Source organism: Dickeya parazeae Ech586 (assembly GCF_000025065.1).
GTDB classification, from domain to species: domain Bacteria; phylum Pseudomonadota; class Gammaproteobacteria; order Enterobacterales; family Enterobacteriaceae; genus Dickeya; species Dickeya zeae.
On record NC_013592.1, the window covers coordinates 4,533,779 to 4,549,134 of the forward strand.

Genomic DNA, 15,356 nt, shown 5'->3' on the forward strand with positions numbered 1-15,356 from the left:
TGCAGGAGTATAGAACAAGTGGTAGACACACCGGTAAGTAAATAGCCCCAACAACAGTTTTCTTTCAAGAACCACCAATGCTTATTTTTAACACTGGTCAACCCGTTATCATCACCGTTGAATTCGTGCGGCTGGTGATTAAAGCGGAACTCAGAGTCGGCCTGGTAAAAAAAGCGATCACGGCACAAGGCCGGGATCGTTTCAATAACTCTATTGCTGATAGCGCTCATCTTGCTGAATGAGGGGTTCAATGTATTCATCCCATGCTAGCTTTTGGAATACTTGCCCTTGTGTTAGCTCCGTTCGATTATTAATACACTCACGAATAGTTTTTACAGCCACATTGAATTCTTCTTTTTCCAACTCAGCTAACGTTATTTGATCTAATGGTAAGTACAACATTATCTTTTCATGTATATCTGGATAATGCTCCAGCAATGCGTCATCAAACAACGCTTCCAAAGCATTTGAAGACGATCTGTCAAGCCCTACAGTAAGACTCCTGTCACCATAGCTATGGTTGCATGGTTTCCGACCAATATTAAAAAAAGAACCCATAATCACCTCATAATAATAATTTTATCTTGTTGATTTTTAGGCAGCGTCTTTATGGAATTCATAAAAACCTTTTGATTTGAAGGGGTTAACACAGTAAAATCAACAGGAACTATGTCTGCCTTTCCTAAGTGATCAAGAATTTGCTTTTGCCCACCAGGGATGTTCTGACCCTCAAACGTCACTGTCATATTTTTCTCAAAGAATTTATTCATTCCATCGATCTCTTTCTGAGATAAATTCTTGGTTGTATACATCAAATCAACAGTTTTCCCCGCATTAGGGCCTGAAGTGATAATAAAATCAGCTACCTTTTCGCCAGTATTAGGTGCTCTTTCCAATGCCCCTAGCACGTTTTCCAACCTTGCCGCCGCTGCCGCCTCTGCTGGATTATATTTCCCATTACCATTTATATCTGGTGTATTTAAGCGCTGTTGGCCTTCCAGAGGCGTAGAATCCATTTTTACTTCATAAATACCATCTGCATTTTTAACAAGAGAATTTGCTGCCCCTGCGGCTAAGCTTTTGTTGCCCACCGCTATATCTTCCCCGAACTGCTTCACCAGCTCCTTGGACGCCACTATGGCACTGATGCCGCCATACAGATACATTCCACCGATATAAACCCCAGCCCGTGCTCTGGCTTCCTCTTCTGTATACCCGAACCTCATGAGAGCCTGGGTATACCCTTCCAGTACGTTAAATGCATCCTTCGCCAGGGGGTCTGTCGAGTTCAGCAGGCTCTGTATCTGTTGATACCCCGCCTGCGCTTCTTTCGGATTCAGGTAACTCAGGTTGGTATAAGTATTCAGCGCCTCAAGGGCTTTATTTCTTTCCGCCTGACAATCACTTCCTCCTACCTGACACGCCTTTATCGCTGCAAGATCGCTTTCCAGATCCTTACGATTCAGCGCATCACGCTCCTGTTTTTCCTGCTCGGTCAGGTTCTCTTTGTGGTTGAGATACGTCTGGCGGCTCTTATCTGTACTGTTCAGGTAGTTATTCTCCACCGCCACCTGCGCCGACTGCGCCCCCTGCACCGCGTCCGCGCCGGTATTCCCCACCACGCCCGCCGCCAGGCCACCCGCTATCGTCGCCAGCGTGCTGATGTACTGCTTCTGCTCTTCGTTCAGCTCCGAGGGTGTCTTGCCCGGGTATAGCGCTTCAATCAGTGTGTGTGCCGCCAGCTCGCCGCCCGCTTCACCTGCCGCCCCCGCCAGTGCGTTATTCCCGCTTGCCTGCGCCACCACTGCGCCCAGCAACGCGTGCGCCAGCGTGTTCGCCGCCACGTCCGTGTTGCCCGCCGCATCCGTCGTCGCCCGGTGGATGGCTTCGGCCAGATACGGCGCTGCCGCCCCCGTCAGTGCCTGCGCCATATTCCCCGCCAGCACACCCTGCAGCGCCGCCGTCACTGCCTGAATGCCCTGACGTACCGCACCGCCCGTTCCGTACGGCGATGTCCGCATCGCCTCATCGTAGTACGACTGGAACAGCGCCTGCGTGATGTCATCCTGCGTTATCGCCCTGTTCGGGTTCGCCTGCGCCAGCTCGCTGCCCTTCGCCCGACGCTCCGCCGCCGACGCCCCGGCCACCTTCTCGTTCGCCGCCTTCGTCGCCGCTATCGCCCCTTCCGTCGAGGCGATATCCAGCGCCTGCGCACCAATGTCCGACATCAGCTGCGCCTGCTGCATCCGGCTCTCGACCTTCTCCTTGTCGAATATCGGGTTCAGCGACCCGCGGTTCGCCCCCGCCGTATCCCGGCTCAGCCCGCTCACGTCCTGCTGCTGACCGGCCCTGTCACGGATTATCAGCGTGCCGTCGCTCACCGCCGCATAGGTCGTCCCTGATGAGGAGCCGCTCTGGTTCGCCCCCGCCAGCGCCAGACCGCCCAGGTTGCTCAGCATCTGCATCCCTATCGGGCCGCCGGTGCCAAACCCGCCCCCGCTGTGCGACGCGCTGTACTCCGCGTGGTTGTCGATATTGCTGAATCCCAGCGTCCCCGTATCCAGCCGGTTCTTATCCGCCCCCGCCGTCGACGCTATCGCCCCGCCGTCCAGTTGCGTGTGGTTCCCCACCGTCACGTCAAAACCGCCCCGGCCCGCAAACAGCCCCGACTGCTCCTGCACACTCTCAAAGTTGCTGTTCACCCTGTCACGGCTGAAGCTGAAGCTCGCACCGCCACCCCCGCCGTAAATCGGTATCGTCACCCCGGCGCTCATGCTCTGCTGCTTGCTGTCGTAATGGTCGCTGTCCTGCTCGCTGCGTATCAGCAGGTCACGCCCCACCTGCGCGGTTATCGTCTCCGCACTGACCTGCGCGCCCTGCAGCGTGGTGTCACGACCGCTGTGCAGCACCGCCGCCCGCCCTGCTTCCAGCAGCGCTTCAGTGTGCGTCACCCCGTCGCCGTGCTGGCTCCCCTTCGCCGCGTTCACGCTCGCACTCACGCTCAGCCCGAAGCTGCCCGAGGCACTCACCCCGACGCTCACCCCGATACTGCCACCCTGACTCTGGTTGCTCCCCTCAGTGTGCTGCGTATTCGCCGACGACAGCAGCCGGATATCCCGCGAGGCATCCAGCAGCAGGTCCTGACCTGCCTTCAGGGTGCTGCCCTGCGCCGTGGTCTGCGTCTGCGCCTGTACCGATTTCGACGACTGGCTGCCGTACGACACGCTGACACCCACCGTCTGGCCGCCCTGTTGACCGCCTGCCCCTTCCGACTGCGCCTGCGCCAGCCGCGCCGCCTGCACCCCCTGTGCCACGCTCAGCGCCGCCTTCGTCTGCTGCAGCGCCTTCACCCGGCCGTCCTGCGTCTCACGCGAGGACTGCGCCGTTTCCACCGCCGTGTTCAGCGCGCCGCCCACGCTACCGCTCAGCGCAATCGTCAGACCGCTCTGTTTCTGCTCCCGCGTTTCCTTCCTGTCCTGTCGATTCTCCAGCGACACCACGCTCACGTCACGCCCTTTCAGCGTCACGTCTTCACCCGCTATCAGCTCGCTGCCTGCCACACCCAGCGACCCGCCCGCGTTCAGCGTCAGCGACCCCGTGCTGCTGCCTACCGTACTGCCGCGATGTTGCTGCGCGCTCTCCGCCGTGGTGGTCTTCTGGCTGGTGCTGCCTATCGTAAACCCGATACCGCCGCTGCCCATCAGCCCGGAGTGTGTCTCCTCACGCAGGTGCGTCTGTGCATCCCGCTCCTGGGCTGCGGTTACCGTCGAGCGCGGGCGGCTGGTGATTGAGACTGAACTGCGGTTCTGACTGGCAGACAAAAAAATCCCGGCCTTTTTAGGGGCCGGGATTTTTTTATAGGATTATTTGGCTGGCTTTTTTCGGGCCTTACGTTCTTCTAGCGTGACCTTTATCCATATTCCGACACCTAAAATAAGGCCTCCAACATATCCTGATTCAAAAAAGGATGAAAAAACGTCCTGCCAACTGAATGGGAAAAAATCTTTTTTAAAATAAATAATTAATGATGCAAGAAGTACTAATGCCGTATCAGCAACTAAAAATAAAGCCAAGCAGCATAATATCAACTTAGATAATCTAATAAGGCTATTTTTTAGCATTGGCATCATCCTTTTTATCGAGAATATCTTTTACAGCATTTCCTGTTTTCTCACTGATGTAGCCCCCGATAACTGTACCTGTTAAATCAGATATAGCATCTTTTCCAAGTTTTGAGGCGGCTCCTTTTATTACTTCACCTCCGAGACCACCAATAACAGTACCCGCTCCAGCACCTGCAACAGCGTTAGTCGGTTCTTCCCCCTTAATACTACTGCCAATTGCTGCGCCTCCCATATTGATAGGTGTTGAGGCTATAATACCTTTCCCCGTCGTTGCTGCCGCTGTTACTCCTGCCATAATTGCATCCACATAGCTGAACGGATCTTTTCCGGCAAGCTGAACACCTGCATTAACCCCCACACCAATTGCTGCATTAGCCGCCATTCCTTTTATGGTCAGTCCCAGCACACTCCCCGCCATTATCAGAGGTGCATCACCAATACTGGCATTTGATTTATGGTAGCCCCAGGTATTTACAATGCCTTGAGCCTGATTCAAGGCTTCATTGTCAGGATTACGCTTAACACCGGGATAGGCAAAAAGCCCCTGAACCCTCTGTTTAGCTTCATCGGGACCATAAGCAGACTCCATCTCAGACGCATAGACCCTGACATAGGCATTCAATTCGATCTGTTCAGACTCTGATAATGAAGAGGGATCGTGCTTGAACTTATCCAAAAGCACTTCACTGCGTTGATCCGCATTTTCCATCTTAATAAGCTCGTTAGCGGTAGCTAAGGACTTATCACCAGCCTTAATTTTCTCAATGGCTGCGAAGAGCTTGTCTGAAGATGTTTTTCCGAGGAAATTATTCTCCACCTCAACCCGTGCCGCATTCGCCCCGCTGCCAATGCCGCTGCTGTTCGCGGCAGCCACACTACCGCCTGCCGCTCCCAACGCAGCCGGTTCAGCTCTTTCTCTTTGTCGAAGATAGGGCTCAGCGTCTGGTTGGCGTGCTCTGCGTCGCGACTCAGATTAGCCACATCCTGCTACTGTTTGTTCTTGTCGCGGCTGACGATTGTCCCTTCGCTCACCACCGATTACGACTATTAAAAAAAATATAATCGATGGATATTAAGCATCCAATTAAAGTGCCTGCACTCACTCCAGATAAAACATCAAATTTAAAATCAGAAATTTCATAAGGTTGCCAAACACTATACCCAACGTAGGCGTACCCTCTAGAAACAAAAGAAATTAAAATATTACCCAAAGTCATTAGGCAGATAAACAAAACAATAACAAAAAAAATAAATATAATCTTTTTTATCATTTTATTTTCTCACTAGCATTATCTTCAATAAACTTTCCTGTCCGTTCAGAAAAATAAGAACCAGCTGCAGCCCCTGAAATGGAAGGTATTGGACTAACCTTTGGAGGGTTTATTATGGAAGGGAAAACAGGATCACGATAATCCTTAAAACCATTTTTCCATGGATTAATATATTTATCTCCCAGTTTTTCAACCCCATACCCTACATAATATCCACCTAAACTTCCGCCAGCGGCTCCTATCATTGGTGGAAGTGGATTCTTTCCAGAAATAACGCTATCAATACCAGCACCAGCTGTGCTTATAACAACCGTTCCGGGCGCTTTCATTCCCTCACTTAACCCACCAGATAAAGTCGCAATAAAAAGGCTTGAAATGCTGAATTTTTCGTTCGGATCATGAATTATACTTTGCACTTGGGATACTCCATTAGCTGCTCCTGCGATACCAGCCCCTATAACTCTTTGAGCGACAGCCTGGCTTCCTAATAATTCACCGCGTGCCGTCGCTCACCGCCGCATAGGTCGTCCCTGATGAGGAGCCGCTCTGGTTCGCCCCCGCCAGTGCCAAATCCGCCCCGGCCCGCAAAGAGCCCCGACTGCTCCTGCACGCTGTCGAAGTTGCTGTTCACCCTGTCACGGCTGAAGCTGAAGCTCGCGCCGCCACCCACGCCGTAAATAGGTATCGTCACCCCGATGGCTTGAAGTTTGACGAGTAATAACACCCGCCCCCACGCCGCTGGCCGGGGTTTTTGTTTTATGGGTGGGGTGTTGGGGCGTAGCCCTGACCGGGTGGTTTGTCATACCGTCGGCATGGCGGTAATGACAAAACATTTCCTGTCGGGGGGGTTGAAGCTCTTTCAGACAACCCCGCCGCTCAGGCTCAAAGACGACGGGGATGAAAGCGTAACGCAAAGGCTGGCAATAACAATCCCTACTTTGTGCCGAGTTTAGATTAGGAAAGAAGTTTCAATTCATCGAAAAAATCATCGATATCAAAAAAATATCTCCATTGCTCACATTCATTAAATATAGAAATTTCATATCTCACACCATTTTTCCCTATATATATTTCAGGAAAATCAGTTCCACGACTAGCAAACCTCAGGCAATGACTTGACCGATAATCAAACATTTTATCGACGACTTCGTCATTATCCACATCCAGATTCTCATAAATAGAATGAATGCCCTCTGCGATTGACGTATCGGTTAAATACCCTACAGGAATTTCGAGTGACTTAATGTCTTCCTCATTATCCAAAAACCACTCGATAAGCAGTTGAAAATCAACTCTTCCTTTAAATAGGGATTTTAACGATCCATTTTCTTCCATTGTAAGATCAATTAACTGACCGTCATCTAGCGACCCTATATCAAGCAATCTGATATTTAATCTACCCATTGCTATTTGCCCTTAATCATTTTGTTATATTGAGCCTTACTTATGTCTCCACGCGATAAGAACTCACGCAGAACCTTAGGCGGAGCCTCAGTACCCGGTATGGGATACCCATGCCAACCGCCAACATTATCTGGTTGGAATTCATAAAGTTTTCCATCACTAACGCCATAACGTTGTTTGCCGCCTTGGATAGAATTATTTAAAACCTCCTGAGCTTTAGAATCACTCAAATCCATCGGCGTTCCCCAACCGCCTTCGGCATGTTTGGGGCTTGGTACATATTTTGTATCTCCAGAAAGATAAGCCAAATCATCCTGACTCGGCCCATCAGGGATCGGCGTCGTGGTGGTGTTTCCGGCTGTAGACGGTGCGCCATCGGGATTTGCGGTATTTGTTACTCCCTGACCTTGCGGCTGATCATTCCCTGTATGCGACGGCACATTTCCGGTTGCAGTCTGATCTCCCCCCGTATCTGTCGGCCCCTGGTTTGCGATCTGATCGCCGCCGGTGTCGGTTACTGCCGACTTGTCATTACCTCCAAATATTTCAGCAATGATAGCCCCAAGTCCAGCACCAGCGGCACCACCCATCATGCCGCCCCCCATACCGCCACCGCGCATGAGATCATCACCAGGGCTATTTATGCAACTGGTCGGCGAACAACCCAGCGAGTTATTTTCAGCCGCCACCTGTGCCGACTGTGCACCCTGCACCGCGTCCGCGCCGGTATTCCCCACCACGCCTGCCGCCAGACCACCCGCTATCGTCGCCAGCGTGCTGATGTACTGCTTCTGCTCTTCATTCAGCTCCGAGGGTGTCTTGCCCGGGTACAGCGCTTCCATCAGGGCGCGGGCCGCCAGTTCACCGCCTGCTTCACCCGCCGCCCCCGCCAGTGCGTTATTCCCGCTCGCCTGGGCTACCACCGCGCCCAGCAACGCGTGCGCCAGCGTGTTCGCCGCCACGTCCGTGTTGCCCGCCGCATCCGTCGTCGCCCGGTGGATGGCTTCGGCCAGATACGGCGCTGCCGCCCCGGTCAGCGCCTGGGCCATGTTCCCCGCCAGTACGCCCTGCAGCGCCGCCGTCACCGCCTGAATGCCCTGACGTACCGCGCCGCCCGTTCCGTACGGCGATGTCCGCATCGCCTCATCGTAGTACGACTGGAACAGCGCCTGCGTGATGTCATCCTGCGTTATCGCCCTGTTCGGGTTCGCCTGCGCCAGCTCGCTGCCCTTCGCCCGACGCTCCGCCGCCGATGCCCCGGCCACCTTCTCGTTCGCCGCCTTCGTCGCCGCTATCGCCCCTTCCGTCGAGGCGATATCCAGCGCCTGCGCACCGATGTCCGACATCAGTTGCGCCTGCTGCAGTCTGCTTTCAACCTTCTCTTTATCAAATATCGGGTTCAGCGCTCCGCGGTTCGCCCCCGCCGTGTCCCGGCTCAGCCCGCTCACGTCCTGCTGCTGACCCGCCCTGTCACGGATTATCAGCGTGCCGTCGCTCACCGCCGCATAGGTCGTCCCTGATGAGGAGCCGCTCTGGTTCGCCCCCGCCAGCGCCAGCCCGCCCAGGTTGCTCAGCATCTGCATCCCTGTCGGGCCGCCGGTGCCAAACCCGCCCCCGCTGTGCGACGCGCTGTACGCCGCGTGGTTGTCGATATGGCTGAACCCCAGCGTCCCCGTATCCAGCCGGTTCTTCTCCGCCCCCGCCGTCGACGCTATCGCCCCGCCGTCCAGTTGCGTGTGGTTCCCCACCGTCACGTCAAATCCGCCCCGGCCCGCAAACAGCCCCGACTGCTCCTGCACACTCTCAAAGTTGCTGTTCACCCTGTCACGGCTGAAGCTGAAACTCGCGCCGCCCCCCCCGCCGTAAATCGGTATCGTCACCCCGGCGCTCATGCTCTGCTGCTTGCTGTCGTAATGGTCACTGTCCTGCTCGCTGCGTATCAGCAGGTCACGCCCCACCTGCGCCTTTATTGTCTCCGCACTGACCTGCGCCCCCTGCAGCGTGGTGTCACGACCGCTGTGCAGCACCGCGGCCCGCCCTGCTTCCAGCAGCGCTTCCGTGTGCGTCACCCCGTCACCGTGCTGGCTGCCCTTCGCCGCGTTCACGCTTGCACTCACGCTCAGCCCGAAGCTGCCCGAGGCACTCACCCCCAGGCTCACCCCGATACTGCCACCCTGACTCTGGTTGCTCCCCTCGGTGTGCTGCGTGTTCGCCGACGACAGCAGCCGGATATCCCGCGACGCATCCAGCAGCAGGTCCTGACCCGCCTTCAGGGTGCTGCCCGCCACCGTGACGTCACCGTCCGTCGCCGTCACCGACAGATTGCGACCCGCCGTCACGCTGCTGCCCTGCGCCGTGGTCTGCGTCTGCGCCTGCACCGATTTGGACGACTGGCTGCCGTACGACACGCTGACACCCACCGTCTGGCCGCCCTGTTGACCGCCTGCCCCTTCCGACTGCGCCTGCGCCAGCCGCGCCGCCTGCACGCCCTGTGCCACGCTCAGCGCCGCCTTCGTCTGCTGCAGCGCCTTCACCCGGCCGTCCTGCGTCTCACGCGAGGACTGCGCCGTTTCCACCGCCGTGTTCAGCGCACCGCCCACGCTACCGCTCAGCGCAATCGTCAGACCGCTCTGCTTCTGCTCCCGCGTTTCCTGCCTGTCCTGTCGATTCTCCAGCGACACCACGCTCACGTCACGCCCTTTCAGCGTCACGTCTTCACCCGCTATCAGCTCGCTGCCCGCCACACCCAGCGACCCGCCCGCGTTCAGCGTCAGCGACCCCGTGCTGCTGCCTACCGTACTGCCGCGATGTTGCTGCGCGCTCTCCGCCGTGGTGGTCTTCTGGCTGGTGCTGCCTATCGTAAACCCGATACCGCCGCTGCCCATCAGCCCGGAGTGCGTCTCCTCACGCAGGTGCATCTGTGCATCCCGCTCCTCGGCTGCGGTTACCGTCAGGGTATTGCCCGCCGACAGGCTTACATCGCCGGTGCCTGCCACATCGCTGCCCGAGACCGTCAGGTCATGGCCTGCCGCCAGCGCCACCGTATTGCCACTCAGCACGCTCGCCGCCGCCGTCTGCCGGTCTACCGTATCCTGCCGTACCGTGGTTATCTTGGAGGCAAAGCCGTTGCTGCCGGTGGTCTTGTGCCGCTCATCCAGCGTGGCGGTATCCGTTCCCTGCTGAATAGTCAGGTTGTTGCCCGCCGCCAGCATCAGACCGTTGCCCGCGCTCATCGAGGCGGCCGTCGCCGTCAGGTCACGGCCCGCACTCATGTGAATATCGCCTTTGGCGTTTACTTCGCTGCCCTGCTCATGGCTGGCACTTTGTGTGACCCGATTATCGCCGTTCCAGACGATATTATCCCGGCTGGCGGTGGTCACCGTCTTCAGGTTGATATCCCGCCCGGCCGCCACCGTGGTGGTGCCATTCTCACCGCCGTTGGTCAGTTGCGCCGCCGTCAGGTTAACGTCACGCCCGGCCTGCAATACCAGTTTCCCGGCATCGTTCTGCACATACAGGCCTGCCACCCGGTCCAGCGCGGTACGGCTGAAATTGCCGTCGGCACTGGTGGCACTGCGGGTCGTGGTGGTGAGGGTGATATCCCGTCCCGCCTGCGCCGTCAGGCTGTCGTTGCCCGAAATCAGCCCGCCGATGCTGGTAATATCGGTGCGCGCCTGCAACGCCAGATCATTGGCGTGGATCAGCCCACCGGTGTTGTTGAGGTTCTCTGCCAGCAGGGTGGCGTTGCCTGCCGCCTGAATACGGCCGCTGTTGTTGATATCGCCATCAACACGAATATCCGCCGTGCGCCCGGCCAGCAGCGCCCCGCTGCCGTCCAGATCACCGTCTTTCAGTCGGGCGTAAACCTGTGGCACCAGCACCGTCTGGGTGGTGCCGTCCGGCAACGTCACCGTCTGGTTGACCATCCACACCATGTCGCTGGTCAGTAACCGCATCTGTTCCGCTGTCAGCGCCACCCCCGGCGTCAGCCCGTATTGCTTGCCAAACGCGATACCGGCATCCATCAGCGCCTTGAACTGGGTGTCATCGTTGTTGTAACCATTCAGGTAGCGCTGCCCGGTTAACGAGACGATCTGCTCACGCACCAGCCGCTGTTCGTAGAACCCATCCCCCAGACGTTTGTGGACGCTGGTCGGGTCGCCGGTGAGCGCACTCAGCATGTAGTCTGAACTCAGCCAGGTCTTCTGGTTGGTGAAGCGCGGGTCGGTTTCCACCAGATAACTGGCGTTACGGTCCGGGTTGGTATGAAACAGGCTGTTATCCGGTAGCCGGAGGTTCGGCCCCACCAGCCTGATGATGGCCGCGGGTTTACCACTTTCCGGCGCGGTACCCGACGTCACTTCGAAAACCTGGCCGGATGGCAACATCACCGGCTGATTGGGCAGCGCCTGCAACACGGCGGCATTCACACCGGTTGCACCCGCCACGCTGCCGTTCACGCTGCTGTCACTGCGCCCCTGTAAACCACGGTTGCTGGCCGCCGCCGTGAACGACTGTATCGCCCCCGGCTGCAAGGTGATCGACTGGATCTGCTCCGGCGGGGTATACGCCGCGCTATCGTGACCTTGTTCGTCACGCCCTTTGTGACGAATACGCCAGAAACTGGTGGCGGTGCCGTTTTCAGTAATATGCCGTTCGCCGGGGACTTCCACGTTATTCAGTTGTCCGGCACTGATCCCCAGTCCTGAACCGGCAATGATGCGGCTCTTGTCGTTCAGCACCATACCGGAGGTAATCAGCAGATTGCCGCCCGACAGTATCTGGCCGGGGTCGCTTTGGATGATGCGCGACTCTTCGGTATGCCGGGTGAAATCATACCGGGTAAACTCTTCGTTGCCGCCGTCTGGCGTAATCAGGCCGTCAACTTCACCATGACTGATACTGATCTGGTCTGGGGTGTACATGGTGGTCGACCCGGCCATGCGGTACAACTGCACCTGTTCATCCGACACCGGCACGATCGCGGTGGCAAAATGGTTATTGGTGTTATTGAGCGTACCGACATTCAGCACCATGTCGCCTGCGGCTTCGATCGTCGCACTGCCGTTATTGATAACGCCACCCTGACCGGTCGCCTGGTTCTGGCTATCCAGCGCGCCGCCTATCGCCATCGCCCCGCTGCTGTAAATCAGGGCGTGTTCGTTGTTATTCAGCGCCCACATGCCGAGATCCAGCCGCTGGCGGGCGGCAATCACCGGTGCCACGCCATTCTGGTTGAGGTTATTGATCGTTCCGGCCTGTAGCGCCAGCGCATCACCGAAGATCCGACCGGTCGACAGGTTATTGAGCGTGGAGGCGGTGAGCAACGTGTTGCTGCCATCCACCAGCCCGTAGTTGGTCAGCGTCTGGCCTGCACTGAGCCGGGTGGTGGTAGCGCTGATCTCGGCTCCGTTCAGGTTTTCCAGATTCGTCGCACCCAGTTGCAGCGTTGACCCGGCCTGCATCAGTGCCGCATTACGCAGCAGCCCGTTGGTCTGGAAGGTCAGCGCATTACTGGCGCGCACGCTGCCGGTGTTGATGAAGTCCTGTGTGAGCGACACCTGCATGTTGCCCAACGACAGCAGGCGGCCATCGCCGCTTAACTGATTGGCCGTCAACGTCAGTTGCTGTTGTGCTTGTATATCGCCATTGGTGTTCAGCAGAGTATCGGCCTGCATCTCACTGCTGCCCTGACTGGATAGCATGCCGTTGCTGTTATCCAGTGCGCCGCTGAGGGTGAGCGACAGATCGCGGCTGGCGGTGACCGCGCCGTTGCCGTTCTGCAACTGACCGGCGGTCACACTGACGTTGTTACCCAGAATCCCATTCTGGTTGCGTGTGCCCTGATTCAGTACGGACCCGGCCAGCAACGTGGCCTGCTGCCCGGCATGAATCAGCCCCAGGGTGTTGTCGATCACCGCCTGCACCGCATCCAGCGTCAGGTTGCCCACCGCCTGCAGGGTACCGCTCTGGTTGCTGATGCCACCATCCGCGGTCACCGTCAGGTTCCCGTTGGTGATGATAGACCCGCCCTGAGAGTTATCGAGCGATGAACCGGCCAACGTCAGGTCACCGCCGGACTGGATCTGCCCACCGGCATTGAGGATGACATTGTTTGCCGCCGGTGCGGCTGCCAACAGGGCCATGAACTGCCGGGCCGCCCTGCGCAGGGGGCGGGTATCCCAACTCAGCGACGTCCCCGCCTGAATTTTGCCGCCCTGATTGCTGACATCGGCCGTGCTCGCCTGCAAGGCACCCAGTGCAGCCAGTTGTCCCTGCTGGTTATTCAGGCTACCGCTGTTTAACGTCAGGTTGCGGTTGGCTATCACCGCACCACCGAGGTTACTGAACACCCCGGTACGCAGTTGGATGTCCGACTGACTGGTGATGCCGCCCTGGCTGCCACTGGCACCGTTGCTCAACGACTGGCCGTTGGTGTTTAACGACAGCAGACCACCGCTTTGTATCAACCCGGTATCGTTCTGTACTTGCAGGGTATCCATCGTCAGCGTGCCGGTCGCACCGATCCGCCCGCCCTGATTATCCAGCGCGCCCAGCGTGAGCGCGGCATCCGCGCCGCTCACCAGCAAACCGTTGCGGTTATCCACATCACCGCTATTTAAGGTGAACGCGCCCTGGCTGAGCAACGTTCCCTGAGTGTTAATCAAACCGCCTTGCTGCAAGTCGACATCCAGCGCATTCGCCCGCACCAGACCGGCGGTATTGCTCATGCCGTTCGCCTGAATCTGCAGGCGGTTACCCGCCCCCAGTTTGCCGCCGTCATTAAGCAACTGCTGCTGGCTGGTGATCAGCGCATCGCCGGAAACCGTACTGAGCGTTCCTTGTCGGTTATCCAGTTGACCGGCCGTCAGCGTGAAATGACCCGCGCCCACATGCTGAATGCTGCCTTGCTGATTGTTGAGCTGCTGGGTTTGCAACGTCAGATCCTGCCCATTGCTGATGACCTGACCACCACGATTGTCGATGCCGCCGCGATGATTCAGTGTCAGGCTCTGGCTGCCCGTCTGGATGAGATTCCCTTTGCGGTTGGATAACCGGTCGGTACTCAGGTTCAGGGTATCCGCCTGCAATATGCCGCCGTCGTTGTTGATGCTGACCGGCGCATTCAGCGACAGCAGGGTGTCCGACTGAATATTGGCACCGCTGACCGAGACACTGCCTTGTCTGGCCGTGATCGCCACCTGTTTGCCGTAGGTCTGGCTACCGCCCAGATCCACATCGCTACCGGTCACAGTCAGTTGGCCCGCCGCCAGGTGCTTACCGTTGCCCGTCAGGTTGCCATCGGCATCCAGCGTTAGCGTGCCGCTGCCGGACAAGGTGCCGTCGGCCCCCATACCACCGGCGATCGCACCCGACTGGCTATTGTTTATCGTACCGCCTTTGATGCGGGTATGGCTGGCGGCGGCGATAACGCCACTGTTGCCAAGCTGGCCACCTGCCGTGACTGACGTTTCGCCACTGGCGTATACCTTGCCCTGATTGCTGATGTCCTGACGTGAAGTCAGTTGGATATCCTGACTGGCGTTGATTGTGCCGCTATTTTCGATGCGCCCGTCAGCCGTCAGCGTCACACTGCCTGCCGAGGCACCGATATTCCCGGCGTTTCTCACGCCAACCCCTTTCTCGGTACCAATCAGACGGATTTTCCCGGCGTACATCCCGCCCAGTTGCGAGGCATCCAGCGCCAGTTGAGGCGAGGCGCTGCCGTCACGGCTCGCCTGAATGTTGTCATGGGCGGCACTGACCTGATTGCTACCGGTGGTGACCCGCAAATCGTTAGCCCAGATACCGGCGTTCACTTTCACGGAGCGAGCGATGATATCGGTGTAATCCTGGGTGCGGCTGTCCAGCCCGCCGCCCTGAATAATGATTTCACCTTGTCGCACGTCATAACCGGTCAGATTGCCGTCCTGCATCTGCGCCCGGCCAGTGGTGAGCGTCGCCCGATTAGCATTAATAAAACCGCAGCCATCACAAGTGATGCCCGCCGGGTTCGCGATAATCACCTGCGCCCGGGTGCCTGCCACCTCCACATACCCACCCAGGCGGCTGGGGTTGCTGGAATTCACCTCATTGAGGATGACTTTGGCCTCACCCTGCGCCAGATAGGGGTTACGTTCAACCCAGCCGCCCTGCTGCGTCTGGATACGTTCGCGCGAGTTATTGAGGATGGCGCCTTTGCCATCCACATCAAACTGGCTGTAGGTATTGCGGGATACGCCGCCCGCGCTGGGCGTCTGGATATTAACCTGCGGCACCCCGTTGGCGGTGTTAACGATCACCGGTTGCTGGTTAGCTGGCGCACCCGCGTCCGCCACAATTCCCGCCTGAGCGGGTGCCACAATAGACACACAACCAAGCGCGGTTAGCAGTGCAAAACCCAGCGGAGAAAGACGGGCCCACTGATGCGGCAAAAGGGTACCGGGTCGTGAGGAACGGCCACCACCGCCTTGTCCTGATCGGGCAATATCCGCCACAACCATCAACATGCCGCGGCTTTTGTTGAAAATGATCCGGTAGAGCAATTTGTTCACAG

7 protein-coding genes are annotated in these 15,356 nt (G+C 57.5%); all 7 read right to left on the bottom strand.

The window, feature by feature from the left end:
- Positions 1–210 precede the first annotated feature (210 nt).
- Complete coding sequence (locus tag DD586_RS19825) at positions 211–558, bottom strand: hypothetical protein (RefSeq protein ID WP_012886571.1); 348 nt, start codon at positions 556–558, stop codon at positions 211–213.
- 2 nt (positions 559–560) lie between these two features.
- Entirely contained in the window at positions 561–3,821 is a 3,261-nt protein-coding gene (locus DD586_RS19830) for a hemagglutinin repeat-containing protein (RefSeq protein WP_012886572.1), read from the bottom strand.
- Positions 3,822–3,863: 42 nt separating this feature from the next.
- Positions 3,864–4,121 carry a hypothetical protein gene (locus tag DD586_RS19835; RefSeq protein WP_012886573.1) on the bottom strand — a complete coding sequence of 86 codons (258 nt, stop codon included), beginning with the start codon at positions 4,119–4,121 and terminating at the stop codon, positions 3,864–3,866.
- Complete coding sequence (locus DD586_RS19840) at positions 4,108–4,998, bottom strand: VENN motif pre-toxin domain-containing protein (protein WP_012886574.1); 891 nt, start codon at positions 4,996–4,998, stop codon at positions 4,108–4,110. The genes DD586_RS19835 and DD586_RS19840 overlap by 14 nt, the downstream gene beginning before the upstream one ends.
- 393 nt (positions 4,999–5,391) lie before the next feature.
- Entirely contained in the window at positions 5,392–5,811 is a 420-nt protein-coding gene (locus DD586_RS22075; protein ID WP_157668910.1) for a hypothetical protein, read from the bottom strand.
- A gap of 538 nt (positions 5,812–6,349) precedes the next feature.
- Positions 6,350–6,799 carry a hypothetical protein gene (locus DD586_RS19850; protein ID WP_012886575.1) on the bottom strand — a complete coding sequence of 150 codons (450 nt, stop codon included), beginning with the start codon at positions 6,797–6,799 and terminating at the stop codon, positions 6,350–6,352.
- Between the two features lie 2 nt (positions 6,800–6,801).
- Complete coding sequence (locus tag DD586_RS22195; RefSeq protein WP_012886576.1) at positions 6,802–15,354, bottom strand: two-partner secretion domain-containing protein; 8,553 nt, start codon at positions 15,352–15,354, stop codon at positions 6,802–6,804.
- Positions 15,355–15,356: the final 2 nt, after the last annotated feature.